Genomic DNA, 26,567 nt, shown 5'->3' on the forward strand with positions numbered 1-26,567 from the left:
GGCTCGGGCGCTGCGGCCGGGCGGCCGGGTCGCCGTCGGGCTCAGCCCGCCGTGGCGCCGCCGCCCAGCGCCCTGGTCAGCGTCTCGACCAGCAGGTCCGCCCGCGCCCCCGACAGCGCCTCGCCCTCCAGCCCGGCGCCGTCCACCCCTGCGCCGTCCACCCCTGCGCCCGCCTGCCCCACTCCGGCCTGCCCCACTCCGGTTCCGGCTCCCGCGCACCCCAGCGCGGGCGAGTCCGGTGGCATCACGTGGACCGCGTGCAGCACCGCCATCATCAGCTGCCTGCACCACAGCGGGTCCTCGGCGGTGATCGCCCCGACCTCCCGCAGCCTGCGGAACAGCAGCTCGATGCCTTCCCGCACCTCGCCCGACAGCACCGGCCCGCACTCCTCGTCCGACGCCAGCTCCACCGCGAACCGGTGGCTCACCTTCAGCTCGAACACCACCTGCGCCAGCCGGTGCAGCGCGACCAGCGGGGGAGCGGTGGCCACCCGCGCCTGGAGCACGGCCTGCCGGTAGCGCTCGCCGATGTCGGCCACCAGCGCGTCGTGCAGCGCCTTGCGCGAGGAGAACCGCCGGTGCACGGTCGCGCGCGCCAGCCCGGCCGCGTCCGCGATGCGCTCCAGCGACGCGTTCGGGTCCCCGGCCAGCACGGACTGCGCCGCCTCCAGGATGCGGGCGGTGCTGCGCTCGGCGTCCGCGCGCACCCGCTTGGGCGCGTCCTCCGCGCTCATCGGCCACCTCCCCGGTGTCCCGGCAACCCTACTTCCCGCCGTCCTGAGCCTGAATCTACTCACTTCTTGACTTAAGTGCGACAGTGATGTTTCAGTTGAAGGGCGAACTGATTCACCGAGTTCATTCACCAACCTGATCCACCCACCACTGGAGCGGAACATGGACCTGAACCTCGCCGGGAAGCGCGTCCTGGTGACCGGAGCCAGCAAGGGCATCGGCCTGGCCACCGTCCGGGCCTTCCTGGCCGAGGGCGCGTCGGTCGTCGCCGTCTCCCGCGGCGCCACCCCCGAGCTGGCGGACACCGGGGCCGAGTTCGTCGCCGCCGACCTGTCCACCCCGGACGGCCCGCGCCACGCCGTCGAGACCGCGCTCGCCGCGAACCCGCGACTGGACGTGCTGGTCAACAACGCGGGCGGCGGCGAGCTGCCGGACGGCGCGCTCGCCGACCTGCTCGACGGCGACGACGCGACCTGGCTCGACTCGTTCCAGCTCAACCTCGGCGCCGCCCTCCGCACCACCCGCGCCGCGCTCCCCGCGCTGATCGAGGCGCGCGGCGCGATCGTCAACACCGGCAGCAGCAGCGCCCGCCAGCCCCAGGGCGTCCCGCTGCACTACTCCGCCGCCAAGGCCGCCCTGAACGCGTTCTCCAGGGGCCTGGCGGAGAAGCTGGCCCCGCAGGGCGTGCGGGTGAACGTGGTGACCCCCGGCGGCACCCGCACCGCGATCATGGCGGGCCCGGACGGCTACATCGCCAGGGTCGCCGCCCACCTCGGCGTGGAGCACGCGGAGCTGCTCGCCGCGATGCCCGCGCAGAACGGGATGCTCACCGGCGCCCTCATCGAGCCCGACGAGATCGCCCGCGCGATCCTGCTGCTGGCCTCCCCGACCCTGCCGAGCGCGATCGGCCAGAACTGGGCGATCGACGCGGGCTCCCTCAAGTTCGTCTGAGCACGGCCGGAGGGCGCGGGGCGGACGCGCGCGGGAAAACCCCGCGCGCACCACGCCCCACCCACCGTCCCGCGCGGCTCCTGGGCGCTCGTCCCCGACTCGGACGACCCGCACGCCCGCGGCGTCCCCCGCACAGCCCTCGGCGTCCGCGTGCTCCACCCCGAGGACGTCCCGACCCTGCGCGAGCGCGAGCACGGCCGGAACCTGGAGGGCTGCTGCGGCCCGCACGGCGGCACCGGCCCCAACCTGGCCTGCCCCTGCGGCTCCCTGGTCGCCACCCTCCTGGCCGACTGCCTGGGCCCCTGGGAGGTCCGCCTCCACCCCCTGCGCACCTGGGCCCACGACCCCACCGGAGCCTGACCCCGCTACAGGTCCCGCGCCACGATCCGGGCCAGGTTCCGCTCCGCCAGCGCCGTGATCGTCACGAACGGGTTCACGCTCGTGTTCCCCGGAATCAGCGACCCGTCCACCACGTACAGCCCCCGGTACCCCGCCAGCCGCCCGTGCCCGTCCGTCGCCCGCCCCAGCACCACCCCGCCCAGCGGGTGGTACGTCAGCCCGTCGCCCCACACCTTCCCCGCCCCGAACAGGTCCGCCCGGTACACCGTCCCCTCGACCGAGTTGATCCGGTCGAAGATCGTCCGCGCCATGTCGACCGACGGCTGCTTCCACTCCTGCCGCCAGTCCAGCTCGACCCGCCCCGCCTCCGGGTTCCAGGTGAACCGCCCGCGCCTCGGGTTGGCCGTGATCGCCAGGTAGAACGACGTGAACGTCTCGACCCCGGTCGGCAGCGGCGCGACCTCGGCGAACGCCCCGCCCGCCGCCCAGTTGTCGATCCCGCCGGTCGGGATGCACGACTGGAGCGCCCCGGTCGGGTCGGACGCCTTGTTCGCCCGCCCCACCATCACGTTCCCGTTCTCCCCCCACCCCAGCCCGACCTCCGGGCTCAGCGCGGGCAGCGCCCCGGTGTCCCGCAACCGGGTCAGCAGCTTGCTCGTCCCCACGCTCCCGGCCGCGAAGAACACCCGCTCCGCTTCCACCCGCTTGGTGGACGTCACCCGCCCGTTCGTGTCCAGCACGTCGAGCAGCGCCTCGTACCCGCCGCCGACCGCCCGCACGCTCGTCACCTCGTGCAGCGCCGAGATCGTCACCCGCCCGGTGGCCAGCGCCCGCGCCAGGTACGTCCTGGGCAGCGACAGCTTCCCGTGGTTGTTGCCGTAGATCACCTCGGCGGCCAGCGCCGACCGGGGCGCGGTCCCGGCCTCCTCGCGCTCCAGGTGCGCCCAGTCGTACACGCCGGGCACCAGCTCGAACGGGAACCCGGACCGCTGCGCCTGCGCCCGCCCCACCCTGGCGTACCGGTAGCACTCGGCCTGCTCCCACCAGTCCGGGTCGACCAGCCCGGTGCCCAGCTCGGCGTTCGCCAGCGGGTAGTACGTCGAGTACATCTCCTCGGGGTCCACGCCCGGCAGGACCGCCGCGAACCGCTCCCGCCGGGGCGTCACCGCCATGCCCCCGTTGACCAGCGACCCGCCGCCCACGCCCCGCCCCTGGTAGACGGTGATCCCGGCGAACTCCTCGGCGTCCAGGATTCCGGTGCGGCGCGGGACGGCGCGGTCCACCGGCAGGCCGAGGAAGTTGCTGAGCGGCTGCTTGGTCCAGGTGCGCAGCCAGTACGAGCGCTCGTCGGGGTTGAGCATGTTCGCGAAGACCTTGCCGTCCCACCCCGGCTCGTCCCACGACCGGCCCTTCTCGACCACGTGCACCGGCACGCCCGCCTGCGCCAGCCGCAGCGCGGCCACCGCGCCGCCGTACCCGGAGCCGACGACCAGCGCGGGCACGCGCGCCCCGTCGGGGATCCCGGCGGGGGAGCGGCCCGACGCCGGGGCGCCTGGCGCCGTGCTGCCCGACGCTGAAGCGCCGCCGCTGAACGCGGTCGCGCCCAACGCCGTGCCTGCGCCTGCGAGGAAGGATCTGCGGGAAACGGACCGGGTCACGGGACTGCCCTTCGCCGGGGGACGGGTGGGGCGCCTCGCGCGACCGGGTTCCCCGCTGGGGCGCGGTCCGCTCGTCGGGCGCCGAGCGGCCGGGTTCCCGCTCCGCCCGCCCCCTACCCGGCCCCGCCTACCCCCGGTCGCCCGCCGACGTCAGCCGCAGCGCCTGGACCTCGGCGCGCAGCGCCCGCAACTCCGCCAGCACCACCTGATCGGCCGTCCCCAGCTCGGGGGAGGCGGTCACGTCGGGTCGCGCAGGGCTCAGCTCCTGCTCCATCGCGTTGCACACCACCGCGATGAACAGGTTCAGCATCGTGAACGTGCCCACCAGCAGGTAGCAGACGAAGAAGATCCACGCGAGCGGCTGCCGCTCCATCAGGTCCCGCATCACGTCCGACCACCCGTCGCCGGTGGTGATCTGGAGCAGCGTCAGCACCGTGCTGCCGAGGTCGGCGAACCGCTCGTCACCGGTGGGGCGGAACAGGTTGATCGCGATCACGCCGCCCACGTACAGCAGCAGCACCAGCAGGCCGGACAGCGAGAGCAGGCCCGGCACCGAGCGGACCAGCGCCGTGACCACGCGCCTCATGCTCGGCACGACCGAGATCAGCCGCAGCACGCGCAGGATGCGCAGCGACCGCACCACGCTCAGCACGCCCGTCGCGGGCACCAGCGAGATGGCGACGACGAGGAAGTCGAAGCAGTTCCACGGGTCCCGGAAGAACCGCAGCCGCTCGGCGTACAGGCGCGCGGTCAGCTCGGCGACGAAGACGGCCAGCGCCAACCGGTCGATCCCGTGCAGCAGCCAGCCGTGGGAGTCCATGAGTGCGGGGACGGTCTCGCAGCCCAGGGTCACCGCGTTGACGACGATGACCACGATGATGAACCGCTGGAAGGCCGGGCCGTCGAGGAAGGCCTCGACCCGCTCGCGCAGAACCATTGTTCCGAGTGCTCCTACTCGATGTGGTGATCACTAGAACACTATCCGTAACCACCGACCCCACCGCACCCCGCCGCGCAATCCGGTCGGACGAGCCGCCCGGTTCGGACAGCGACCACCACCCCCGCGCGGGACCACCCGCTGCTCCACCCGGTCACCCCTTCGGCAGCGCTATTCCACTCTATTCCTTCAGTGCAGAACGAAACTGAACCGGCGCTGGAGACCACCGGCACGATCGCCCGCGCCGAGCACGACCCGCACGATCGGGTGGCGCGCCCCGTCCCTCCGGAGACCGCCCCCGAGTGGCGCTTCCCTCGTGGCCCGCCCCGCGCCCCTGTGCTTCCATCGGCACCATGCCCACGATCACGACCAACGACGGCGTCGACCTCCACGTCGCCGACGAGGGAACCGGCTCACCCGTGGTGCTGGTCGCCGGTTACGGCGCGCCCGCCACCAGTTGGGCCTTCCAGACCGAGGCGCTCCTGGCCATGGGCCACCGCGTCCTGGGCCTGGACCGGCGCTGGCACGGCGAGTCCGCCCGCCCGCCGCACGGCCACCGCCTCTCCCGCCACGGCAAGGACCTCCACGACGTCCTCGTCGCCCTCGACCTGCGCGACGCCGTCCTCGTCGGCGGCTCCATGGGCGTCGGCGCGATCTGGGCCTGCCTGAGCCTGTTCGGCGCCGACCGGGTCCGAGGCGTCGTCAGCGTCGACCAGACCCCCAAGATGATCAACTCGGCCGACTGGCCCTACGGCTTCTACGGCCTCACCGAGCAGAACTCCGGCGACTTCTTCGCCAGGGGCGTCCCCAAGACCGGCCGCGGCCACTCCGCCGCCAAGTCCCTCAAGTCCGCCGCCCGCCTGGTCAAGAAGGCGGGCATGGGCGCGGTCCCCAACGACCCCGGCGAGGAGACCTGGCCGCTCCTGCACGACCACGCCCACCAGGACTGGCGCGACGTCGTCCAGCGCTGCGACGTCCCCGTCCTCATGATCGCCGGCCGCGACTCGCAGCTCTGGCCGTGGCAGCACGCCGAGGCCGCCGTCGCGGGCAACCCCGACGGCCGCGCCGTCGTCATCGACGACTGCGGCCACGGGGCCAACTTCGACCAGCCCGACCGGGTCAACGCCGAGGTCCTGGCGTTCCTGGGGGACCTGTGAGCCTGCTCGACGCCCTGGCCGACCTCGCCCTGCCCGATCCGGCCCTCACCGACCCCGACGTCCTCGCGGGCCTGAGCCACGACGACGCCGAGTGGGCCCCGGTCGGCGCCCCGCTGGCCGCCGTCCGCCCGCGCACCCCCGAGCAGGTCCGCGACGTCGTCCGCGCCTGCCTGGCGCACGGCGCGCCGATCGTGCCGCGCGGGGCCGGTACGGGCCTGTCCGGCGGGGCCAACGCCGTCGACGGCTGCGTCGTCGTCGCGCTCGACCGGATGAACCGCGTCCTGGAGATCGACCCGCTCGAACGCCTCGCCGTCGTCCAGCCCGGCGTGATCAACGACGACCTGCGCAGGGCCGCCGCCGAGCACGGCCTGTGGTACCCGCCGGACCCGGCCAGCTCCCCGTGGTCCACCATCGGGGGGAACGTCGCCACCAACGCGGGCGGCCTGTGCTGCGTGAAGTACGGCGTCACCCGCGACTACGTCCTCGGCCTCCAGCTCGTCACCGGGACGGGCGACCTGGTCCGCCTCGGCCGCCGCACCGCCAAGGGCGTCGCGGGCTACGACCTGACCGGTCTCGTCGTCGGCTCCGAGGGCACCCTGGGCGTGGTCACCGAGGTGACCGTCCGCCTGCGCCCCCTCCCACCCCCGGCGGTCACCGTGGCGGGTTACTTTCCGTCCGTCGTCACCGCCGGTGAGGCCGTCCGCGCGACGGCGGAGGCGGGCCTGACCCCGGCCGCGCTGGAGCTGGTCGACCGGCACTGCCTGCGCGCCGTGGACGAGTGGAAGCGCACCGGCGTCTCGGCCGACGCGGACGCCGTCCTCCTGGCCAGGTTCGACGACCCCGGCGGCGCGGCGGAGGCTGCGGCCGAGCGGATGCTGGCCTGCTTCGAGGCGGCGGGCGCGACCTGGGCCGCCCGCTCCACCGACGAGGCCGAGTCCGAGGCCCTGTTCTCCGCCAGGCGCCTGGCCTACCCGGCTCTCGAACGCCTCGGCCCGGTCCTCACCGAGGACGTCTGCGTGCCCAAGTCCAAGGTCGCGGAGATGCTGGGGCGCGTCGAGCGGGCCGCCGAGCGCCACGACGTCACCATCGCGAACATCGCCCACGCCGGCGACGGCAACCTCCACCCCCTCCTCGTCACCCCACCGGGCGACGAGGCGGCGCGGGCACGCGCGCAGGCGGCGTTCGACGAGATCGTCGCGGCGGCCCTGGAGCTGGGCGGCACCGTCACCGGCGAGCACGGCGTGGGCCTGCTCAAACGACCGGGCCTCGCGGCCGAGCTGTCCCCGGAGGTGCTGGCGATGCACCGCGCCGTGAAGGCCGCCCTGGACCCCTCGGGCCTGCTCAACCCCGGCAAGGCGTTCTAGCCGCGGGCCGGGACCGGCCGCGGTCCCGGCCCGGCGGCGCTAGAACCGGTCCCGGCGGATCGCGTCCAGGAACCTGCTGAGGGCGGCGGGCGAGGTCCGGACGACCCCGGCGCCGGGCGCCTTGCTGTCCCGCAACCGGTCCAAACTGCCGGCCACCTCGACGCAGTCGGACTGCGAGCCGCTCCTGCTGCTCTTGCGCCACTGCGGCGACGTCGGTTGAGCCATGCCTAGGGACCCTTCTCCTCGATCAGCTTCTGGATCAGTCGCACAGAGTCTGCCTCGTCCATCGAAACTGACAGAAGCTGGGCGCGCTGTCGAACGTAGATGTCGGTTTCCGCCGGGTCCACGAAGAACGCGCCCGACCTGGAGAGTTCCACGTGCACGATCGGCGGCTGGTGATCGAATTCGAGGAGCATGAAGGGACTGATCAAGGCTGAGTGGCTGGCAGAGTTGACGGGAATCAGCCGGATCGCGACGCGTTCCCGCTCGGCCATGGCGACCAGGTGGCGCAACTGCGCGCGGTGCGTGTGCGCGTCGCCGAGCCGTCGGTGCAGCACGGTTTCATCGATGATCGCGGTGTAGTGGACCCGCTCCAGCATCCGCTGGCGGTGCGAGCGCCCCATCAGCCGCGCGCCGATGTCGTGGTCGGGGATGCCGTCGAGCTGCATGAACGCCGAGGCGGTCTCCATCGTCTGCAACAGGCCGGGGACCAGCAGCGGAGACCAGTTGGTGATCGACACCGCTTCGTTTTCATAGGTCGCGAGCGTCACCGACTCGTTCGGCAGCCCGGCCCGGATGGTCTCGATCCAGGCCGGCTCTTCCGGCGTGCGGGCCATCGCCATCAGGCGCTCGCGCTCGACCCCGACGATCTTGAAGATCGCCAGGATGCCGCTGACCTCCTCCGAGTCGACCGGCCGCTTGCCGGTCTCCATGCGCGAGACCTTGGCCTCGCTCCAGCCCATCCGGTCGGCCACCTCCTTCATGGAGAGGCCGCTGCGCTTGCGGATCACCCTGAGTTGGGCACCGAGGCCCTGTGCCTTCTTCGCTGGCGTGCTCACCGACGCTCCTCATTCCGCAGCATTCCGCAGGTTCACCCGATCGGGGTGGTCAAAACTTGCGTTGGAACTTCTGATCTTGCGCAAGTCTTCATATTCTGTCGCAAGAGGGTCCCAGGGTGCGTGGGGATCTTCAAGGCGACACGTTCCTCTTCGGACGGTGCACGGACCGGCTTGAGGGCGCTCGACGTGATCAACTGCTTCGGGTGGTGTTGCCGGAATAACGACCCCTTGGACCTCACCGAAAGGCGTCCCCATGGCCGACACCCGCAGCAGTGACACCCGCAGCGACATCCGCAGCGACACCCGTAGTGACACCCTCGGCGACACCCGCAGCGGCGACTATCGCGACGTGCTGGTGCTGGAGGCCCGAGCGCTGGCCCCGCGCCTGTTCGCGATCGCCTACGAGTACGGCGACGGCGAGGACGGCGAGATCGTCGCCTACGGCCTCCAGTTCCCCGACCACGCCGACGCCACGGGCGTCGACGACAACCACCGCACCCGCGCCGAGAGCGCCGAGGGCGTGCGCGAGCTGTACGCGTGCTTCGCGCTCGACGCGGACGTCACCACGCATGTGCTGTGGCTCGACCAGTCCGCCCCCGACTCCACTTCCGACTTCACTCCCGAATCCACTCCCGAATCCACCCTGGGGTCCACCCGTCCGGGCGATATCTCCACCATTTTCGGTGAGAACGGGTGAACTTCCGCCCCCGGTGATCGGGACTCATCCCGCGAATTGCTGATCCACGTCGTCGGAAAGCCCGTCGACCAGGGCGGGCATCATCGCGAGCAGCGCGCCGGTGAGCACCGATTCGCCGTTCGCGAGCGTGGGGCGGGCGGACACGCGCGTCCAATGCAGCTCACCGACGATGGCGGTGTTGAACAGCAGCGCGACGTCCAACCAGGTCCGCCCCGGTCGCAGCGCCAGCCCGTGCGCGACCGCGACGTCCCGGTACAGGTCCGCCCAGCGCGGCAGCAGCTCGTCCAGGTGCGCCTTGCAGAACTCGCGCACCCGCGTGTGGTTGGGCAGCGCGCTCTGCAGGATCGCCTGCACGCACACCAGCGGGTCGCCGCGCAGCGCCTCCAGCTCGGCCCGCGCCAGCAGCCTGACCAGCTCGCCCAGGCTCACCTGCCCGATCATCGCGGTGGTCGCCGCCCGCACCTCGTCCATCCGCCGCAGCTGCGGGGTCAGCCGGAACACGTACGAGATGAGGTCCTCGCTGTACCGGTCCTTGCGCTCCCAGCGGTGCCGGAACATGTTCACGCTCAGCAGCAGCTCCTGCGCCTCCGGCCGGGCGAGCACGCGCTCGCGCGAGAGGGAGTCGAACAGCCGCGACGGCGTCCCGTGGTCGAAGTCCGGGCCGGTGTGCTGGATCAGGTCCTCGCGCAGCAGGTCGAGGCCGATCTCCAGGAACGCCCGCGTCTCCGGGCTGTTCGCCAGCTTGGCCCTGGTGCGCGCCATCATGCCGGTGCCGATGTCGCGCAGCACCGGACCGAGGTCGTCCAGCCCGTCCACCACCCCTGTATTGGACTCCGGCATTCTTCCCGGCCTTTCTCCGGTCACCCGGAAGAGGGGACCCGAGTCGGTTCCCGCGTTCTGGGGTGGATATCCGGGTGCGCCCACTCGGTGTTACCCGAGTGGACCCGCTCACTCCGGTCCGCTACCGCAAGTCGACTTGGACTGTGGCACGTTCGGGTGGTCATCATGGAAATCGGGGGAATTCCCGTGAACGGAGGTCCGGGATGTACATCACGCTGCGATTGAGGTCGGTGGTTCGGCTGTCGCTCGGGTCGGCCGCCGCGGGCGCCGTTCTGGTCACCGCGCTGTTCGTGGCCACGGGGGTGGGGACGGCTCCGCAGGGGCCACCGGCGGTGTCGGTGGCCCCCGCGGTCCAGCCGGTGCGCCCCTGACGGGAGGTCGACCGCTGACGGGCGGCCGGACGCCTGCGGGGCCGGGGGAGGGCTAGCGGCAAGGCGTCCAGGGGGTGGCCTTGAGCGGGAGCTGCTTGAGGACCGCGCTGCGCCCGGCCGCGTTCGCCTGGGCGCAGAACCCGCCCGTGCGCGCGCCCTGGTCGGAGTACTCGATCTGCACGACCGGCTTGCCCGCGTCCAGGAACGGCTTGAGCAGCCCGCACTCGTCGAACTGCCGGCACTGCCCGTTCACCGCGAAGTCGAAGTTCCCGACGAGGTCCTCGACCTGGTCCAGGTCGTTCTTCAGCCCGACCGCGAGCCCGTGCTTGCGCGCCACGGCCGCGATCGAGCGGTTGTACCTGAGCTGCCGCGCGGCGGTCAGCGGGAAGCCGGTGCTGTTGGCCCAGCCGTCGACGTCGTCGAACTCGACCGCGTCGGACCCGGCCTTCGCGCACTTGGCGACGCGCGCGCCCACGATCGGCAGCAGCGCGGCGGTGTCGCGCACGTCCAGCCACTTCTCGCCGGGCCAGTCGTCCATGTCCGCGCCCTTGACCGAGGCCGGGTACGCGGCGGCGTCGGGCCGCCACCGCTCCCAGGCGCCGCCGTCGACGTAGCAGACCGCGCGGGCGCCGACCCCGTGGATGGCCTGCACGGCGGCGACGTTCGGCGTCCGCCCGTCCGGCCCGTACAGGTCGATCTCGTACACCGTCGGCTTCACGCACGGCGGCCCGCCGACCGCGGGCCTGCTGCACGGGCTGATCGTCACGCCGCCCGCCGTGCCCGCGCCGCTGGAGGCGGGGTTGAGCTGGTGCTGCCACCGGTCGGCCTTCACCGGCCGCCACGACGGCGAGGCCGCGTCGGCGGCGGGCGCCGCGACGGCGACCGTCGCGAGCAGGGCGGCCACGAAGGCGACGAGGTTCCGCTTGGTGGTGCGCAGGCGCATGGAACACCTTCCCGGTGTCTGGCGTGACCGACCCCCGCCACAACGACCCACCCCACCCGCACCTGAGTGGCCCCCGGACGGGGCACCCAGGCGTGGACGCGCACGAGCGGTCACACGTCAACCGCGCATTCGCGCACACCTGGCAAACCGAGCGCCGCTCATCCGCGCAAACCCGCGGCACCGCACGTCCGAGGCCCACGCCCCGGCTACCCGCGCTCCGCCCGCCCGCGCCTCACCTGCCCGCCGGCCACCGGTCCGCAGCGCTCAGCCGCCCCCGGCCCTCACGCGATCACCACCGCCACCCCCACCGCCCGCAACCGGGCCAGCTCCTCCTGATCCGCCGCAGCCCCCGTGACCACCACCGACACCGCCGTCACCGGGGCCACCCGCGCGAACGCCCGCCGCCCCACCACCTCCGGGTCGGCCAGCACCACCACCCGCCGCCCGGTCGCCATCAGGCTGTGGTCGGTGTTCGCCCCGATCTCGTCGCACGAGCTCACCCCCAGCACCGAGTCCACACCCGCCGCCGCCAGGAACACCACGTCCACGCTGATCCCCGCGAGCGCCCGGTCCGCGATCGGCCCCACCAGGTCGTACGAGTCCGGCCGCACCCCGCCCCCGGTCACCACCAGGTCGATCGACGGCCGCACCGACAGGTCGCTCGCGATGTTGAGCGCGTTGGTGACCACTTTGAGCGGCTTGCCCGCCGCGAGCAGCCGGGCCAGCTCGGTCGTGGTCGTGCCGCCGCCCAGCCCCACCGACCGCACGTCCTCGTCCACCAGCGCCGCCGCCGCCTCGGCGATCCGCCGCTTCTGCTGCTGCCCGCGCCCCGCCCGGTACCGCTGCGGCAGCTCGTAGATCACCTCGGTGGACACCGCGCCGCCGTGCGTGCGCTTGAGCAGCTGCTGCTCCTCCAGCGACCGCAGGTCCCGCCGGACCGAGGCGGCGGACGCGCCGGTCGCCCCGGACAGCTCGCCCACGGTGACCGAACCGCTGTGGTTCAGCCGATCGAGAATGAGCGAAAACCGGTCCTGCTGCCGCATTCGATCAGTGTAAGGACGGCTAACGCTCACCCGCCCCCGCGAATTGCGGCGTGCCGAAGCAACGGCGACGCCATCACCTGGTCGAATTACCTCCGTCCGGTGGCCGGGCCGGACCGCCCGGCCGCGCGTAGCGTCCGCCCACGTGCGTCCGGGTGAACGAGGGTGAACGGCGTCCAGATCCTGCTCATCGTCGGAGCGGGGATCGCGATCACGGCGGTGGCGCGGCGCAGGGGCGTGGAACCGGGCCTGATCGTGGTCGTCCTGGCCGCAGCCGCTTCGTTCCTGCCCTGGATGCCGAAGCTGGAGCTGGACAGCGAGCTGATCCTGGCGATCGTCGTCCCACCCCTGCTCTACTCGGCGGCGCGGGTCGCCGCGTTCACCGGGTTCGGCGCGAACCTCCGTCCGATCGTCCACCTGGGCGTGGTGCTGGTCGTGCTGACCACGTTCGCGCTCGGCTTCGTGGCCTCCTGGGCGCTGCCCTCCCTGGGCGGCGTCGCCTTCGTCCTCGGCGCCGTCCTGGCCCCGCCCGACACGATCACCACCGTCACCCACGGTGAGCGAATCGGCCTCCCCGGACGGGTGCGGTCCATCCTCATCGGGGAAAGCCTCGTCAACGACGCCACTGCGCTGACCTTGTTCAGCATCACCCTGCTGGCGGTCGACGGCGGCCACGCCACCATCGCAGGCGGCATCACCCAGTTCGCCTACAAGCTCACCGTCGGAGTCCTGGTGGGCGGCGCGTTCGCCGCCGCGACCCTGGCCGTCCGCAAGCGCCTGGGCAACACCACCCTGGAGACCACCCTGGTCCTCCTGCTCCCGTTCACCGTCTACCTGGCGGCCGAGGAGGTCCACGCCTCCGGGATCATCGCGGTGGTGGTGGCGTCGTTCACCGTGACCGCCAACATGACCCTGGACCCCGCGCACCGCTACCCCGGCGCCCACCTGACCCGCATCCAGGAGAAGTCCGTGTGGGCGGTCGTGGACTTCCTGCTGGAGACGTTCGTGTTCGCCTACATCGGCCTGCGCCTGCGGTTCGTGCTCGCCGAGCAGGAGGACCTGGCCGCGGTGCTGCTGGCGTCCGGCGTGCTGCTGGTCGCCGCGATCGCCCTGCGCCTGGTCGGCGTCTACGCCCTGTTCGGCCGCTGGGCCCTGTCCCTGCGCCTGGCGGGCCGCTCCCCGCGCAAGCGCGAGCGCGCCAGGCGCCGCGAGGCCCGCACGTCCGGCCGCCGCCGCCGCCGCCCGCGCCTGGGCGCCCCGACCGCGAAGGAGAACCTGCTGGTCGGCTGGACCGGGATGCGCGGCATCCTGACCCTGGCGGCGGCCTCCGCCGTCCCGGAGTCGGTGCCCGGCAGGGACGCCGTCCAGGCCGTCGCGCTCCTGGTCACCCTCGGCACCCTCCTGATCCAGGCCCCGACGATCGGCCCGCTCGCCCGCGCCCTCGACTTCGACGTCCGCGAGGAGCGCGCCGCCACCGGGCGGATGCGCGAGCGGGCCGAGGCCCTCGTGCGGCGTCACGAGGGCTTCGACGCGCAGCGGCAGGCACTGGGCGCCGCCGTCCGGGACGGCGACCTCGACGAGGAGCTGGCGCGCGACCTGATCGAGGAGATCGACGTCCGCCAGGCCGCCGCCGAGCCCGGGCCCCGGCACTGACCCCTACCGGTGCGCCAGCTCGTAGGCCTCCACCACGTCGGCCGGGATCCGCCCCCGGTCCGCGACCTGCCGCCCGTTCGCCCGCGCCCACTCGCGCACCGCCGCCAGGTTCGTCGCCTTCGGCGCAGCCACCCGCGCGGCCCCCACCGCCACGGGCGCGGCCTGCCGCACCGCGTCCCGCACCTCCTCGGCGCTGCGCGCGACCTCCAGCTCCGGGGCCGACGACAGCGTCGCCACCGACACCCCGCCACCCAGCGACGCGGCGACGTCCCGCAGGTGCCCGTGGTGGCTCAGCACGATCACCTGCCACTCCCGCGCCAACCCGGCCATCACCCGCAGCGCCGCCCCGGCCCGCGCGTCGTCGAACGTCATCAGCACGTCGTCCAGCACCACCGGCAGCACCGGCAGCCCCCGCGCCGCCCGCTCCCGCTGCAACGACGCGATCCCCGCCAGCCGCAGCGCCAGGAACACCTGGTCGGCGGTCCCCTCCGACAGCTCCTGCGGCGACCGCTCCCGCTCGTCCGCCCCCACCACCGCCAGCGCCGCCGACCGGTCCTGGTGCGTGCGCAGCGCGACGTACCGCCCCTCGGTCAACCGCTCCAGCAACCGCCCGGCGGCCTCCAGCAGCGGCGACGCGTGCTTGCGCTCGTACGCCTCCAGCTCCCGCCGCAGCAACCGCCGCTGCACCTCCACCACCAGGTAGTCCTCGACCCGGTCCGCGACCTCGGCCAACCGCTCCCCGGCCCGCGCGTGCAGCTCCGCCGCGCCCGGCCGGGCCAGCAGCTCCTGGTGCCCGACCCGCGTCTCGGCCAGCCGGTCCCGCACCTCCTGGTGCCGGGAGACCGCCTCGTCGTAGCGCGCCTGGGCCGCCCGCGCCGCCAGCGCCAGCGCGTCGTCGTCGGTGGCCTCGACCTCGTCCACCACGTCGTCCACGTCCACGTCGGGCAGCGCCGCCGAGATCACCGCCCGGTGCTCCCGGTCGGCCTCGGCCAGCTCCACCAGCTCCCGCCCGCGCGCGGCGGCGGCGTCGAGGTCGTCGTCGTGCTCGGCCCGCAGCCCGTCCAGCAGCGCGGTCAACCGCTCCCGCTCGGTCCCGACCTCCGCCGACCGCCTGGCCAGCCGCTCCACCCGCTCGTCCAGCCCGCGCACCCGAGCCGCCCCGTCGCGCGCCTCGGCGACCCGCTCGGCCAGCTCCTCGGCCGCGCCCGCCCCGTCCGGCACCCCGTGCCGGGCCGCGACCAGCGCCAGCTCGTCCGCGAACTCCGCGCACCGCCGCCGCAGCACCGAGGCCGCCGACCGGTGCGCCTCGGCCCGCCGGTGCTCCTCGCGGGCCCGCTCCAGCACCTCGCGCCGCCGCTGCCACCGCACCGGGGGCACGTCCGCCAGCCCGGCCTCGGCGAGCAGCCGCGCCCAGCGCCCGGCCGCGTCGTCCCTGACCTCCCGCAGCCGGTCCAGGTCCTGCACCGCCCGCTCCCGCACGGCCCGCCGCTCGCGGGCCACGGCCAGGTCGGCCTGCGCCTGGCGGTGCTCGTCCAGCAGCGCGCGGGCGGCGACCAGCAGGCTCTCCAGGTCGGCGTCCGGCCTCGGCCGCCCAGCGTCGGCGAGCACCCCGGCGAGGTACTCCCGCTGCCGCTCGACGTCCGGCCGCAGCGACTCGGCCCGCGCCCGCGCCACCCGCGCCCGCCCCGAGGCGTCCAGCGCCCCGGCGAGCCGCTCCCGGAACGCGCCCCCGTCCTGCGGCAGCGGCGCGGCGACCCCCGCCCACACGGCCGTCCACGCCCGCTCGGCGTTCCGCTCCGCCTCGGCGGCGACCGCCACGGCGGCCCGGCAGCGCTCGACCTCGGCGCTCTCGTGCCGGTGGTCGGCCACCAGCACCGCCCGCCTGCCCGCCTCCTCGCGGTGCGCGGCGACCCGGTCGGCGACCCGGTCCGCGCCCGCGACCGCCCGTTCGAGGGCGACCGGCAGCTCCGGGTCGGCGGCGGGCGCGGCGCCCGCCAGCCACGCGCCCAGCGCTCGGGCGAGCAGCGCGTCCCGCTCGGCGCGGGCGTCGTCGACGGCTCCGGGGGCCGGGATGTCACCGGTGGCGGCGTCGTCCAGCTGCGCGAGGAGCGCGGCGACCCGCTTCTCGCCCTCGTCCACCAGCCGCGCCGCGTCCGCGAGCGCCTTTCGCCGCTCCACCAGCAGGGCGCCCGCCACCCGCACCGCCTCGGCCGACGGCACCGCACCGATCCCGTCCAACGCGTCCGGGGGCAACCCGATCGCGGCCAGCGACCCGACCCGCTCCCGCTCGGCGTCCGCCTCGTCCACCCGCGCCTGCCGCAGCTCCGCGAACGCCGACCCGCCCCCCTCGACCGCCGCGACGACCTCCCGGACCGCGTCGGCGACGACGTCGTCGGGCACGTCGAGCGGCTCGACCCCCTCCTCGGCCCCCTCCAGGTCACGCGCCCGCTCGACGACCCGCGCCTCGGCGTCGTCCAACGCCTCGGCGGCGATGTCCAGCTCGGCGGCCAGGTCGTCCCCGACCCAGAGCCCCGCCAGCAACTCGGCCACGCTCCGCGCGTCACCCCGCGCCGGGCCGGCACCTGCCTGACCGGCACCCGCGTTCCCGGCGCCCGCCCGGCCAGCACCCGCGTTCCCGGCACCCGTCAGCCCGGCATCCGCGCGCTCGACTTCTCCAAGCCTTGCATTCTCCTCTTCAGCGTCCGCAGCTTCCGCACCCGCGCGTCCACCGCCCGCCGACCCACCGCCCGAAGCCGCCCCGCTCCCCGCCGCCCCGCTCCCCGCCGGGGCGACCAACCCGGCCAGCGCCACCCGCGCCCGCGCGTCCGCCGCCTCGGCGTCCGCCTCCTCGCCCTCCGCGCGCTGCGCGTCGTCCTGCCGCGCCGCGTGGTCCCGGTACAGCCTCCCCACCGGTTCCGCGTCCGCGAGCAGCGCCTCGTCCACCCGGACCGCGTCCCGCTCGCCCTCGGTCTCCGCGACCTCCCGTGCCAGGTCCTCAGCGACCCCGGCCAGCTTCTCCAACCGCTCGGTGGCCCCCCGCCACGCCGCGATCCCCTCGACCCCCAGGAACGGCCCCGCCCGGTGCAGCTCCGCGACCCGCCGCCGGGTCGCCGCCAACCGCCGCGCCGTCTCCGCGACCCGCACCCGCGCCGCCGCCCCCAGGTGCCCGGCCTCGGCCTCCCGCAGCTCCGCCGCCGCCGTCTCGGCCCGCCGCGCGAGCGCCGCGACGTCCTCCTCGGCCCTGCGGACCTGCGTCGCGTCGGCCATCGCCCCCGCGATCTCGCCGTCGACCTCCAGGTACCGCTCCAGCGCCTGCCGGGTCACCACGCTCCGGCTGCCCCGGTGCTGCTTGTACAGCGCGTCCGCCCGCGCGGTCAGCTCGTCCAGCAGCCGGTGCACCGACCGCCCGCTGCGCGCCCGGAACACCAGCGCCGCCAGGTCGCCCCTGGCCTCGAACAGGTCCTGCCCGCCGAGCCGCAGCATCTCGTGCGACAACCCGAACGAGGTCAGCCACCGCGCCCGGTCGTCACCGTCCCCGCGCCACGGCTCGCCACCGCCGCCGCCCTCGAACCCGACCAGCCCGGACGCCGTCCGCACCACCTCGTGCTCGACCCCGTCCAGCAGCACCCGCGCGCCCACCCGCAGCTCCTTGCGGGGGTAGCGGAACGCCCGCCCGGACTGCTGCGGGATCGACCACAGCAGGTCGGCCAGCGCGTCCAGCGCCGTCGACTTGCCCGTCTCGTTGGGCCCCAGCACCAGCGTCAACCCCGGACCGAGGTCGACCGCCCGGTCGGCGAACGCCCCGTACCGCTCCAGCACCAGCCGGGTGATCCGCATCAGCCCTCCTCCGCCGACAGCCGCGCGACCAGCCCGTCCACGGCCGCGCCGACCACCCGCTCCAGCACCGCGTCGTCGTCCAGGTCCAGCTCGGTGCCGCGCAGGTGGCGGCCGAAGTCGCGCTGCAGCGGGCGCACCACCTCGGCCAGCTCGGCGAAGTCGGCGCGGTTGCCCAGGATCGCCTCCAGCAGCTCCCGGTCCGCCGGGTTGACCTCCTGCGGCGCGAGCGCGCGCGACCGGGCCTTCTCCAGCGTGATGTGCTTGCGCTGGGCCAGCGCCAGCACCTGCTCGTGGAAGTGCTCCCGCCGCCCCAGCGCGCCCGCCGCGCGGGTGCTGCCGGTGACCGTGACGCGCGCGACGAGCCTGCGGCCGTCGGCCGAGGCACGGGCGTCGTCCAGCGCCGAGTCGACGGCGTCGAGCACCTCGTCGAACGTGCGCAGCCCGCTGGCGTCCACGCTCAGGTGCTCCCAGCGGGCCACGTCCAGCGGCACGAACCGGGTCCGGGCCCGCTCGTCGTGCTCGACGTCCACGACCAGCGCGCCCTTCGCGCCGGTCTCGCCCGCGTGCCTGCCCTGGAGGTTGCCGGGGAACGCGGCCACCCGCTGCCCGTCGTTGACCACGCGGCGCTGGTGCACGTGCCCGAGCGCGAAGTAGTCGTAGTCGCACTGGGCGAGGTCGCGCGGCGTGCACGGCGCGTAGGTGGCGTGCCCCTCGGCCCCGTCGACGGCGGTGTGCAGCAGCCCCACGTTCACCAACCCGCGCACCCGTTCGGGGTACGCCAGGACGAGGTTCTCGGTGACCGCCCGCTGCGCGAACCCCTGCCCGTGCACGGCGAGGCCGAGGTCGTCGTCGATGGCGGTCTGCGCCTTGTCGGTGGCCATGACCGTGACGTTGTCGGGCAGCCGGACGGCCTTGGTGACCACGCTCTGCGCGTCGTGGTTGCCCGCGACCACGTACACCTTGACGCGGTTCTGGTGCAGCACGTCCATCTGCTGCGCGAAGAACCGCCCGGTGGCGTAGTCGGGCCAGTCGCCGTCGTAGACGTCGCCCGCGAGGACGAGGGCCTGCGCCCCCTCGCTGACGGCGAGGTGCACGAGGTTCTCCAGCGCCCGCCGCGAGGCCCGCCGCAACCCGTGCGCGGTCTCGTCGTCGGCGAACCGGGAGAGCCCCCGGAGCGGGCTGTCGAGGTGGACGTCGGCGGCGTGCACGATCCGCATCACCACCACCCCGTCCCGGCCGAGCGCGCGCGTGAGATGACCATGATCAGGACATCGCCCGATCGCGCGCTTCCGCTACGACGAACGCCACACCGGTGGGGAGAACGGGGTCGCATGGGGCTCACGATTCCACGGTGACGCCGAGCGCCGGGGAGGCGGTGCCCTGGGCGCGCCGCGTGGCGGGGGCGACGGCGACCGGTCGAACGGGTGAACACGCGGGTGGGTGGTTAACGAGCGCAGGGTGATCATCGATTCCCCTTCGATTGGAAAACCGAGGGGAGTGGTGATGGCGCTGTTCGGCGGCAAGGAGAAGCCGGAGGTCGCCCAGCTGCGGGAACGACTCGCGGCGGAGCAGGCCGCGGCGGCCGAGCTGCGCGGGTGGGTGACGCACCTGCGCGGTGCGGGGACGCCCGCGCTGGAGGCGGAGCTGCGCGAGCTGAACGCGGCCGTCGAGCGCGGCCGGGCCGACCACGCGGCGCTGGTCGCCGCGCGCGAGCGGGTCGCCGCCGAGCTGCGACGCACCGAGGGCGAGCTGGTCGAGACGCGCGAGGTCGCGCTGCTCCAGCAGGTCGGCGTCTACGACTACGCCCACCCGCTCCAGGACGCCCTCGCCTACAAGGACCGGCTCGCCGACCTCAAGCGCCGGATCAAGGAGCTTGCCAGGGGGGACGCGGTCAGCTGCCAGGTCGACTGGGCCGTCAACGGGTCGGTCAAGGAGGGGCAGAGGCTCGGCCGCGACATGGCCAAGCTGATGCTGCGCGCCTACAACACCGAGGCCGACAACGCGGTGCGCGGGGTCAAGCCGCACACCCGCGAGGCGGTCAAGAAGAAGCTCACCGCCACCAGGGAGACCATCGGCAAACTCGGCGTGCTCATGCGCATCGCGGTGTCCGTCGAGTACCACCGGCTCCGGCTGCTGGAGATCGACCTGACCGCCGACCACCTGGCCAAGGTGGAGGCCGAGCGGGAGGAGGCGCGGGCCGAGCGCGAGCGGTTGCGCGAGGAGGCCAAGGTGCTCAAGGAGATCGAGCGCGAGCAGGCCAAGCTGACCAAGGAGCGGGCGCACTACGCCGCCGTTGTCGCCAAGCTGGAGCAGCTCGGCGACGAGGCGGGCCTGGAGAAGGCGCGCGAGCAGCTGGCCGGGGTGGACGAGGCGATCGCGGGCGTGCGCGACCGGGCGGCGAACGTGCGCGCCGGGTACGTCTACGTGATCTCCAACATCGGCGCCTTCGGACCCGACGTGGTCAAGATCGGCATGACCCGCAGGCTCGACCCGATGGACCGGGTGCGCGAGCTCGGCGACGCCTCGGTGCCGTTCCGGTTCGACGTGCACGCCCTGTTCTTCTCCGAGGACGCGGTGGCGCTGGAGAACCGGCTGCACCACGCGCTCGCCGACCGCCGGGTCAACGCGGTTAACCACCGGCGCGAGTTCTTCTACGCCACGCCGGAGCAGGTGCGGTCGCTGCTCCTGGAGTTCGGCGACGACCACGTGCTGGAGTACACGACCACCGCCGAGGCCGTCGAGTGGCGGGCGTCCGACCCGGCGCGGCGCGGTGGCGGCCCGGTCGCCGACAGCGACAGCGACAGCGGCACCGACAGCGGCGCGGACGGCGACCTGTCCGACGACGGCGAGGAGTGACCGTGACCGCACCGCATCGCCCTGCCGGGTGGCTGCCCGACCCGCTCGACCCCGCGCTCGTCCGCTACTGGGACGGGCTGCGCTGGACCTTCCACACCGCCGTGCGCCGGGTCGAGCAGGCGCCCCCGCCGCCCCAGCCCACCCCGCCGCCGGTCGTCGCGCTGCGGCCCGACATCGCCCAGGCGGCGGACCGGGTGCGCGGGCTGCTCGTCGGCGCGAAGAAGGAGATCAACCTGCTGGAGGGGCACCTGGAACCCGAGGAGCGCGTGCTCGCGCTGACCGGCGCGGTCGGCGAGGGCACCGGGGTGCTGGTGTGCACCGACCGGCGGCTGCTGTTCCTGTTCGTCGGCCTGCTGCGCAGGCAGTTCCTCCAGGTCCGCTGGAACCAGGCGCGCGAGGTCGTCTACGACCGGTCGACCAAGCTGTTCGCGGTGTACACGGTGCGGCGCACCAAGCGCGCGGTGCCCGCGCTCGAGGTCACGGTGCACGGGAGGGCCGACGCCGAGGCCGTCGCCCACGCCGCCGCGTCGGCCGCCTCGGCGCCCAGGCTCGACGTGCTCTGACGGCCCGGTCCCGGCCCCCACCCAGGGGGCCGGGACCGCCCTACCCCTCCGACGCCGCCAAGCTCCCCAGCAACCCCAGCGCCTCCGCCGACCGGCTCCCCGGATCGGCCTGGTACACCGCCAGCTGCTGCCCCGGCGCGCTGTTCACCGTCAGCGCCTCGTACGTCAGCTCCAGCGCCCCCACCAGCGGGTGGTTGAAGCGCTTGCGCTCGGTCGACTTGCGCCTCACGTCGTGCCTCGCCCACAGCCGCCGGAACGCCGCGCTCTTGAGCGACAGCTCGCCCACCAGGTCGACCAGCTCCGCGTCGTGCCGCCCGCTCGCGTCCGCGGTCGCCCGCAGGCCCGCCACGGTGTTCAGCGCGATCTTCTCCCAGTCCGGGTAGAACGTGCTCGCGTCCGGGTCCAGGAACACCAGCCGCACCAGGTCGTCGCTGTGCTCGTGCCCGGCGAACAGCGCCCGCCCGAGCGCGTTGTGCCCCAGCACCGCGAACCTCTCGCTCAGCACCAGCGCGGGCGTGTCCGGCCAGCTCTCCAGCATCCGCAGCAGGCTCGGGCTGACCTGCTCGCGCCTGGTCGCCCTCCTGCGCACGCGCGGCGCCGGGCGGGCCAGGCCGCGCAGGTGCGCCACCGCGTCCTCCTCCAGCCGCAGCACCCCGGCGAGCGCGTCCAGCACCTGCTCGGACGGGTGCTTCTCCCGCCCCTGCTCCAGGCGCGTGTAGTAGTCGGTGCTGACCCCGGCCAGCTCCGCCACCTCCTCGCGCCGCAGACCGGCCACCCGCCGCGTGCCGCTCGCGGGCATCCGGACGTCCTCGGGTCGCACCAGGGCGCGCCGCGCGCGCAGGAAGGTGCCGAGCGCATTACCGTCCATGCCCCCGAGATTAGGTCAGCGGCGCTCACGGAGGGTGGGTGCGGCTCACCCTGGACAACCGGACCGGGTCGACCGGCTTCACCCGCCTGGAGCAGCGGCGCGGGTACGTTGGAGGACGTGACCACCCCTTCACCCCGCCGTCAGGCCAGGACGAAGACCGCGCGCGTGCTGCGCACCGAGCGCCTCTCGCCCGCGCTGGTCCGCGTCGTGCTGACCGACGTCGACGGCCTCGCCGAGATCGAGCACTCCGACAGCTACCTCAAGCTCCTGTTCCCCCGAGAGGGCGTCACCTACCCGGAGCCGTTCGACGTCGCCGCGATCCGCGAGTCGATGCCGCGCGAGCAGTGGCCGCACAGCCGCACCTACACGGTCCGCGGCTGGGACGGCGCCGAGCTGTGGATCGACTTCGTCGTGCACGGCGACCGGGGCGTCGCGGGACCGTGGGCGCTCAAGGCCCAGCCCGGCGACCTGCTGCACTTCGCGGGCCCCGGCGGCGCGTACACCCCGGACCCCGAGGCCGACTGGCACCTGCTGGCAGGCGACGAGAGCGCCTGGCCCGCGATCGCCGCGTCCCTGGAGGCGCTGCCGGAGGGCGCGCGGGCCGAGGTGCTCGTCGAGGTCGACGGCCCCGAGGACGAGCAGCCCGCGCCCGTGCCGGTGCGCTGGCTGCACCGCTCGGCCGGGCAGCGGGTCGCGGCGGCGGTGCGGGAGCTGGAGTTCCCGCCCGGCCGGGTGCACGCGTTCGTGCACGGCGAGGCGGGCATGGTCAAGGAGCTGCGCGGCCACCTGCGGCTGGAGCGCGGCATCCCGCGCGCGGACCTGTCGATCTCCGGCTACTGGCGGATCGGCTCCGACGAGGACGGCTGGCAGGCGGGCAAGGCGGAGTGGAACCGCACCGTCGAGCAGGAGCAGGAAAGCTGAGCCGCTGACCCGGTCGTGTTCCCCCGCAACGGGGAACGCGACCGGGTGCGTCACTTCCCGTAGTGCACCACGTGCTCCAACCCCAGCGGCGTCGCGGGCGGCAGCGGATCGCGCGCCGCGAACCCCTGGATCAGGTAGCCCACCAGCCGCCGCGTCGCCGCCTCGGCAGCCTCCCGGCTGTCGGTCACCAGACCGCTGTTGGCCATCAGCGCCATCGTCAGGTCGTGCAGCTCGAAGTCCGCCCGCAGCCTGCCGCCCGCCTTCGCCCGCTCGACCAGCCCGGCGAACCGCTCCAGCGCCCGGTCCCGCGCCACGTCGTCCACGGCGTCCGGGAACATCCGCAGGAACGCGGCCGTGAACCCCCGGTCCTCGGCCTGCTTCAGGCACACCTGCTCCAGCAGCCAGCAGAACCCGTCCCACGGATCGGGTAGCTCCAACGCGTGATCCACCAGCTCGACGCACTCGCAGAGCGTGTCCGCGAACGCCGCCGACACCAGCGCGCCCTTGGTCGGGAACCGCCGGTACAGCGTCGCGACGCCGACCCCCGCGCGCCGCGCGATCGTGGTCATCGGAGCGTCCAGGCCACGGCTCGCGAACACCTCGCGGGCGGTGACCAGGATGCGGTCGCGGTTGTCCCGCGCGTCGGCCCGCAACCGCTCCGCGGGCGCCTGCTCCGCGGGCGCCAGCGCTGCGGGCGCCTCGTCCACGTGCGCCTGAGCGGTGGGCAACTGGGAGTCCACGGTCTGCACTCCTCTCACTTTAGCCCAAGTGGAACGTGCCTTCCGCTTTCTCCGCTAGCGTGGCGACTAAGCGGAGAACACACTCCACTTGTTCGTTTCCCGGAAGGTTTTCGCAGGTGAGCGAGATGCGCGCGGCTCGGTACGACCGATACGGGCCCCCCGAGGTCCTCTACGCGACGACGGTCCCCAGGCCCGTCGCCGGACCGGGGGAGGTGCTCGTGCGGGTGCACGGCTCCAGCGTCAACGGCGGTGAGACCAAGGCCAGGGCGGGCGGGATCAAGGTGATCACCGGCTTCCGGTTCCCGCAGGCGATCGGCATGGACTTCGCGGGCGAGGTGGCCGGGGTCGGCGCGGGCGTGGACGTGGTCGCGCCCGGCGACCGGGTCTGGGGGTTCCTCGGCAGGACCACGCGCGGGGCCGCCGCCGAGTACGTCGTGGTGCGGCCGGGACTGCTGGCGCGCGCCCCCGAGGGCGTCGACCTGGTGGAGGCGTCCGCGCTGCCCGGCGTCGGCACGACCGTGATCACCGCGCTGCGCGACAAGGCCCGGCTCCAGGCGGGGGAGCGGCTGCTGGTCCGGGGCGCGTCCGGCGGGCTCGGCAGCGTCGCGGTCCAGCTGGGCAAGGCGTTCGGCGCGCACGTGACGGCGCTCGCGTCCCGCGCGAACCTGGACTTCGTGCGGGAGCTGGGCGCGGACGAGGCGGTCGACTACCGCACGCCCCTCGGTGAGCTGGGCACTTATGACGTCGTGCTCGACACCTTCGGCGACCGCCCCTGGGCGTGGCGGCGGCTGGCCGGTCCGAACGGCCGGATGGTCGCGGTGGCCTTCCGCGGCGTCGCCGACGTCGCGTACCTGGCCGCCGCGCCGCTGCTGCCGGGCAGGCCGCTGAGGTTCTTCAGCGGCAATCCGGGGCACGCCCTGTTCGCCGACCTGACCCGCTACGTGGAGTCCGGTGCGATCCGCCCGGTCGTGGACACCGTTCACCCGCTGGAGCGCATCGCCGACGCCCACCGCGCACTCGAAGCCGGTGGCGTGCGCGGCAAGCACGTGATCAGCCTGAGGTGAGGGGCCCCGCCGCCCGCACCCCCAGGGGGCGGGCGGCGGGTGTTCCGTCAGCGGTTCGGAACGGCGCGCGCCCTCTCCGCGTCGAGGTGCGGTCGGGGCGCGGCGCGCGAGCCGGGGGGCGTCCGAATTCCACCTCCGGTGTGCGGCCCACCCTGCCGCCACCCGGTCGGGCAACACCAGCCGCCGTAACGGTGAATGGTGCGGGACAAGAACTACGCAGCGAAGTGCAACGCCGCTATCCCTTCCCCGGAACGGGTTGCCTGCGGGACAATGGGAGTCCCGGATGTCCACTGTGGAAACACAGGGTTTTCCCGGATGCTGCGCGCGCCCTGGGGGAGTTCTTCACCCGTGCGGAACGGACGAGTTCACACCATCCGGCGAACATCGGCCGTTCGAGGTGTAGCGACACCCTCAGGGGCACCAGCCTCCTGCGCAACGCCGCACCGAGCCGCGCTCCACCGCGCCGGGCGGCCGAGCGCCAGTCCGCAGTGGACCGGGGCGCTCCAGTCCGACGAGGAGCCGCCAGGCCATGCCCTTCCCCGCGCACCGCGTCCTGCGCCGCCCGCAGGCCACCTCCCCGGCTCCCGCGCAGGTCACCCGGTGGCGCGGGACGTGGCTCGTCATCGGCCAGGCCGAGGCGCGCGCGGCCCTGACCGACCCGCGCCTGCGCCCCGCCACCCCCGCCGCACCCCCGGAGCAGCCCCCGCCGGACCCGGCGCGCTCGCACGTCAGGCTGCGCCGCTTCACGGCGAGCGTGGTGACGGCCCGCCACGTGGAACGCGTCCGCCCGCGCACGACGAGCACGGCCAAGGCCCTGCTGGACCTGATGGCGAACGGCGGCGAACCGGTCGACCTGGTGGCAGCGGTGGCGCGCAGGCTCGCCGTGGCGACGGCGTGCCAGGTGCTCGGGATTCCCGAGCGTGACCGGGCCGAGCTGCGGGAACTGGTGGAGGAGCTGCATGCGGCCTGGAGGGGCGGGGACGTGACCGACGCCAAGCCCGATCGCGCCGCCCCCGATCGCGCCGCCCCCGGTCGCTCCGGTCCGAGCCGCGCCGACCGGAGCCGCGCCGCACCCGCCGGTGAGGCGCCGGGCTGGGCGGCTGCCGCCAGGGCCGAGTGGGGGCTGGAGGACCGGTCAGCGGGAGGCCGGTCGACGGGGGAGCGGTCGACGGGAGGCCGGTCGACGGGAGGCCGGTCGACGGGGGAGCGGTCGGGAGGCCGGATCGCCTGGGACGAGGTCGTCCTGGGCTCCGACGACACCGAGCGCGCCGCCCTCCTGAACACCACGCGTGGCCGCGAGCGCCCCGCCCTGAAATGCCTGACCTGGGACCCGCCCGTCCTCGACCACGCCGCACCCGACCCCGACCACGCCACCAGGGGAACCCCCGGAACCCACCCCGCGCGAGCCGAGTCCGACCTGCGCCGCTACTTCGCCGCGCTCGGCAGGCGTCGCCGCACCGCCCCCGAGGGCGACCTGATCAGCACCCTGGCCACCGCCTCCGTCGACGGCGACCGCCTGGACGACGACGACCTCGCCGACCTCGGCGCCCTCCTGCTGACCTCGGCCCACGGCACGACCGCCGACCGCATCGCCGCGACCGCCCACACCCTCCTCACCCACCCCGCCGACCTGGCCTGGCTCCGCCACAACCCCGAGCACCTCCCCGCCGCCCTGGACGCCCTCCCGCCCCCGACCCGCCGCCCGCGGGGCCCGGCGCTGGCCGAGGCGGACGTCGAGCTGGGCGGCGTGCTGATCCGGGCGGGCGAGCGGGTGCACGTCTCCGCGCTCGCGGGCCGCCCCGCCGCCGCCCCGCGCCCGGCCCCGTCCTGGGTCGGCGCCCGGCTGGCGCGCATGGACCTGGAGGTCGCGATCGGAGCCCTCCTCCCGCGCCTCCCCGGCCTGCGGCTGGCCGTGGACGCCGACCAGCTCCCGTGGCGCCACGGCGCGCCCGAGTCCCTGCCGGTCGCCTGGAGCTGA

24 protein-coding genes are annotated in these 26,567 nt (G+C 74.5%); 12 read left to right on the top strand and 12 right to left on the bottom strand.

Annotated elements, in window-relative coordinates; all coding sequences use genetic code 11:
• Positions 1-41: 41 nt before the first annotated feature.
• A complete protein-coding gene (locus AMIR_RS12130; RefSeq protein ID WP_015801251.1) occupies positions 42-734 on the bottom strand; it encodes a TetR/AcrR family transcriptional regulator in 693 nt (230 codons plus the stop codon).
• A 160-nt stretch (positions 735-894) separates the two neighbouring features.
• Between AMIR_RS12130 and AMIR_RS12135 the strand changes: the two genes are divergently transcribed.
• Positions 895-1,683 (top strand): SDR family NAD(P)-dependent oxidoreductase, encoded by a 789-nt coding sequence (locus AMIR_RS12135; protein WP_015801252.1) that lies wholly within the window; start codon positions 895-897, stop codon positions 1,681-1,683.
• A 150-nt stretch (positions 1,684-1,833) separates the two neighbouring features.
• Positions 1,834-2,043, top strand: coding sequence for a hypothetical protein (locus tag AMIR_RS12140; RefSeq protein ID WP_015801253.1), 210 nt, complete (start codon positions 1,834-1,836; stop codon positions 2,041-2,043).
• A gap of 5 nt (positions 2,044-2,048) precedes the next feature.
• On the opposite strand, the gene AMIR_RS12145 is transcribed toward AMIR_RS12140, so the two are convergent.
• Both AMIR_RS12145 and AMIR_RS12150 read right to left on the bottom strand, forming a co-directional pair.
• Positions 2,049-3,680: a GMC oxidoreductase gene (locus AMIR_RS12145; RefSeq protein ID WP_015801254.1), complete on the bottom strand. Its 1,632-nt coding sequence runs from the start codon at positions 3,678-3,680 to the stop codon at positions 2,049-2,051.
• 127 nt (positions 3,681-3,807) lie between these two features.
• Complete coding sequence (locus tag AMIR_RS12150; RefSeq protein WP_015801255.1) at positions 3,808-4,617, bottom strand: ion transporter; 810 nt, start codon at positions 4,615-4,617, stop codon at positions 3,808-3,810.
• 353 nt (positions 4,618-4,970) lie between these two features.
• Here AMIR_RS12150 and AMIR_RS12155 point away from each other — a divergent pair, with 353 nt between their 5' ends.
• Together AMIR_RS12155 and AMIR_RS12160 are read left to right on the top strand one after the other, a co-directional pair.
• Positions 4,971-5,774, top strand: coding sequence for an alpha/beta fold hydrolase (locus AMIR_RS12155; RefSeq protein WP_015801256.1), 804 nt, complete (start codon positions 4,971-4,973; stop codon positions 5,772-5,774).
• A complete protein-coding gene (locus AMIR_RS12160) occupies positions 5,771-7,138 on the top strand; it encodes an FAD-binding oxidoreductase (protein ID WP_015801257.1) in 1,368 nt (455 codons plus the stop codon). The genes AMIR_RS12155 and AMIR_RS12160 overlap by 4 nt, the downstream gene beginning before the upstream one ends.
• A 39-nt stretch (positions 7,139-7,177) precedes the next feature.
• Here the strand turns inward: AMIR_RS12160 and AMIR_RS12165 are convergent, their stop codons facing one another.
• Both AMIR_RS12165 and AMIR_RS12170 read right to left on the bottom strand, forming a co-directional pair.
• Positions 7,178-7,363: a DUF397 domain-containing protein gene (locus AMIR_RS12165; protein ID WP_015801258.1), complete on the bottom strand. Its 186-nt coding sequence runs from the start codon at positions 7,361-7,363 to the stop codon at positions 7,178-7,180.
• Positions 7,364-7,365: 2 nt separating this feature from the next.
• Positions 7,366-8,196, bottom strand: a complete 831-nt coding sequence (locus tag AMIR_RS12170) for a helix-turn-helix domain-containing protein (protein WP_015801259.1) — start codon at positions 8,194-8,196, stop codon at positions 7,366-7,368.
• A gap of 253 nt (positions 8,197-8,449) precedes the next feature.
• Between AMIR_RS12170 and AMIR_RS40140 the strand changes: the two genes are divergently transcribed.
• Positions 8,450-8,893, top strand: a complete 444-nt coding sequence (locus tag AMIR_RS40140; protein ID WP_015801260.1) for a hypothetical protein — start codon at positions 8,450-8,452, stop codon at positions 8,891-8,893.
• Between the two features lie 24 nt (positions 8,894-8,917).
• Here AMIR_RS40140 and AMIR_RS12180 read toward each other — a convergent pair whose 3' ends face one another.
• Complete coding sequence (locus AMIR_RS12180; RefSeq protein WP_143760705.1) at positions 8,918-9,757, bottom strand: hypothetical protein; 840 nt, start codon at positions 9,755-9,757, stop codon at positions 8,918-8,920.
• Between the two features lie 179 nt (positions 9,758-9,936).
• Between AMIR_RS12180 and AMIR_RS40145 the strand changes: the two genes are divergently transcribed.
• Positions 9,937-10,104, top strand: coding sequence for a hypothetical protein (locus AMIR_RS40145; protein WP_015801262.1), 168 nt, complete (start codon positions 9,937-9,939; stop codon positions 10,102-10,104).
• A gap of 52 nt (positions 10,105-10,156) precedes the next feature.
• Here AMIR_RS40145 and AMIR_RS12185 read toward each other — a convergent pair whose 3' ends face one another.
• Complete coding sequence (locus AMIR_RS12185) at positions 10,157-11,047, bottom strand: endo alpha-1,4 polygalactosaminidase (RefSeq protein WP_015801263.1); 891 nt, start codon at positions 11,045-11,047, stop codon at positions 10,157-10,159.
• 281 nt (positions 11,048-11,328) lie between these two features.
• Positions 11,329-12,090: a DeoR/GlpR family DNA-binding transcription regulator gene (locus AMIR_RS12190; protein ID WP_015801264.1), complete on the bottom strand. Its 762-nt coding sequence runs from the start codon at positions 12,088-12,090 to the stop codon at positions 11,329-11,331.
• 162 nt (positions 12,091-12,252) lie between these two features.
• Between AMIR_RS12190 and AMIR_RS12195 the strand changes: the two genes are divergently transcribed.
• The gene (locus AMIR_RS12195) at positions 12,253-13,740 is read left to right on the top strand and encodes a cation:proton antiporter (protein WP_015801265.1); all 1,488 of its coding nucleotides are present in this window, start codon (positions 12,253-12,255) and stop codon (positions 13,738-13,740) included.
• A 3-nt stretch (positions 13,741-13,743) separates the two neighbouring features.
• Here the strand turns inward: AMIR_RS12195 and AMIR_RS12200 are convergent, their stop codons facing one another.
• Positions 13,744-17,577 (bottom strand): AAA family ATPase, encoded by a 3,834-nt coding sequence (locus AMIR_RS12200; protein ID WP_015801266.1) that lies wholly within the window; start codon positions 17,575-17,577, stop codon positions 13,744-13,746.
• On the bottom strand, positions 17,577-18,794 hold the full coding sequence (locus AMIR_RS12205) for a metallophosphoesterase family protein (RefSeq protein ID WP_015801267.1): 1,218 nt from the start codon (positions 18,792-18,794) through the stop codon (positions 17,577-17,579). The genes AMIR_RS12200 and AMIR_RS12205 overlap by 1 nt, the downstream gene beginning before the upstream one ends.
• Before the next feature lie 286 nt (positions 18,795-19,080).
• On the opposite strand from AMIR_RS12205, the gene AMIR_RS12210 reads away from it, so the two are divergent.
• Complete coding sequence (locus tag AMIR_RS12210) at positions 19,081-20,433, top strand: SNIPE associated domain-containing protein (RefSeq protein WP_015801268.1); 1,353 nt, start codon at positions 19,081-19,083, stop codon at positions 20,431-20,433.
• Between the two features lie 2 nt (positions 20,434-20,435).
• Positions 20,436-20,996 carry a DUF2510 domain-containing protein gene (locus tag AMIR_RS12215; RefSeq protein ID WP_015801269.1) on the top strand — a complete coding sequence of 187 codons (561 nt, stop codon included), beginning with the start codon at positions 20,436-20,438 and terminating at the stop codon, positions 20,994-20,996.
• 40 nt (positions 20,997-21,036) lie between these two features.
• Here AMIR_RS12215 and AMIR_RS12220 read toward each other — a convergent pair whose 3' ends face one another.
• Positions 21,037-21,864: a helix-turn-helix transcriptional regulator gene (locus tag AMIR_RS12220; RefSeq protein WP_015801270.1), complete on the bottom strand. Its 828-nt coding sequence runs from the start codon at positions 21,862-21,864 to the stop codon at positions 21,037-21,039.
• 117 nt (positions 21,865-21,981) lie between these two features.
• Between AMIR_RS12220 and AMIR_RS12225 the strand changes: the two genes are divergently transcribed.
• Complete coding sequence (locus AMIR_RS12225) at positions 21,982-22,785, top strand: siderophore-interacting protein (protein WP_015801271.1); 804 nt, start codon at positions 21,982-21,984, stop codon at positions 22,783-22,785.
• A 50-nt stretch (positions 22,786-22,835) separates the two neighbouring features.
• Here the strand turns inward: AMIR_RS12225 and AMIR_RS12230 are convergent, their stop codons facing one another.
• On the bottom strand, positions 22,836-23,525 hold the full coding sequence (locus AMIR_RS12230) for a TetR/AcrR family transcriptional regulator (protein WP_015801272.1): 690 nt from the start codon (positions 23,523-23,525) through the stop codon (positions 22,836-22,838).
• Between the two features lie 125 nt (positions 23,526-23,650).
• Here AMIR_RS12230 and AMIR_RS12235 point away from each other — a divergent pair, with 125 nt between their 5' ends.
• Complete coding sequence (locus tag AMIR_RS12235; protein WP_015801273.1) at positions 23,651-24,589, top strand: NAD(P)-dependent alcohol dehydrogenase; 939 nt, start codon at positions 23,651-23,653, stop codon at positions 24,587-24,589.
• A 529-nt stretch (positions 24,590-25,118) separates the two neighbouring features.
• A complete protein-coding gene (locus AMIR_RS40150) occupies positions 25,119-26,567 on the top strand; it encodes a cytochrome P450 family protein (protein ID WP_015801274.1) in 1,449 nt (482 codons plus the stop codon).

Source organism: Actinosynnema mirum DSM 43827, assembly GCF_000023245.1.
Classification (GTDB): Bacteria; Actinomycetota; Actinomycetes; order Mycobacteriales; family Pseudonocardiaceae; genus Actinosynnema; species Actinosynnema mirum.

What these genes read in the sequence shown, in the direction of transcription:
- AMIR_RS12130 (WP_015801251.1), bottom strand. Translation starts at nt 734, where the DNA reads ATGAGCGCGGAGGACGCGCCCAAGCGGGTGCGCGCGGACGCCGAGCGC.
- AMIR_RS12135 (WP_015801252.1), top strand. Translation starts at nt 895, where the DNA reads ATGGACCTGAACCTCGCCGGGAAGCGCGTCCTGGTGACCGGAGCCAGC.
- AMIR_RS12150 (WP_015801255.1), bottom strand. Translation starts at nt 4,617, where the DNA reads ATGGTTCTGCGCGAGCGGGTCGAGGCCTTCCTCGACGGCCCGGCCTTC.
- AMIR_RS12155 (WP_015801256.1), top strand. Translation starts at nt 4,971, where the DNA reads ATGCCCACGATCACGACCAACGACGGCGTCGACCTCCACGTCGCCGAC.
- AMIR_RS12165 (WP_015801258.1), bottom strand. Translation starts at nt 7,363, where the DNA reads ATGGCTCAACCGACGTCGCCGCAGTGGCGCAAGAGCAGCAGGAGCGGC.
- AMIR_RS40140 (WP_015801260.1), top strand. Translation starts at nt 8,450, where the DNA reads ATGGCCGACACCCGCAGCAGTGACACCCGCAGCGACATCCGCAGCGAC.
- AMIR_RS40145 (WP_015801262.1), top strand. Translation starts at nt 9,937, where the DNA reads ATGTACATCACGCTGCGATTGAGGTCGGTGGTTCGGCTGTCGCTCGGG.
- AMIR_RS12185 (WP_015801263.1), bottom strand. Translation starts at nt 11,047, where the DNA reads ATGCGCCTGCGCACCACCAAGCGGAACCTCGTCGCCTTCGTGGCCGCC.
- AMIR_RS12190 (WP_015801264.1), bottom strand. Translation starts at nt 12,090, where the DNA reads ATGCGGCAGCAGGACCGGTTTTCGCTCATTCTCGATCGGCTGAACCAC.
- AMIR_RS12200 (WP_015801266.1), bottom strand. Translation starts at nt 17,577, where the DNA reads ATGCGGATCACCCGGCTGGTGCTGGAGCGGTACGGGGCGTTCGCCGAC.
- AMIR_RS12205 (WP_015801267.1), bottom strand. Translation starts at nt 18,794, where the DNA reads ATGCGGATCGTGCACGCCGCCGACGTCCACCTCGACAGCCCGCTCCGG.
- AMIR_RS12210 (WP_015801268.1), top strand. Translation starts at nt 19,081, where the DNA reads ATGGCGCTGTTCGGCGGCAAGGAGAAGCCGGAGGTCGCCCAGCTGCGG.
- AMIR_RS12220 (WP_015801270.1), bottom strand. Translation starts at nt 21,864, where the DNA reads ATGGACGGTAATGCGCTCGGCACCTTCCTGCGCGCGCGGCGCGCCCTG.
- AMIR_RS12235 (WP_015801273.1), top strand. Translation starts at nt 23,651, where the DNA reads ATGCGCGCGGCTCGGTACGACCGATACGGGCCCCCCGAGGTCCTCTAC.
- AMIR_RS40150 (WP_015801274.1), top strand. Translation starts at nt 25,119, where the DNA reads ATGCCCTTCCCCGCGCACCGCGTCCTGCGCCGCCCGCAGGCCACCTCC.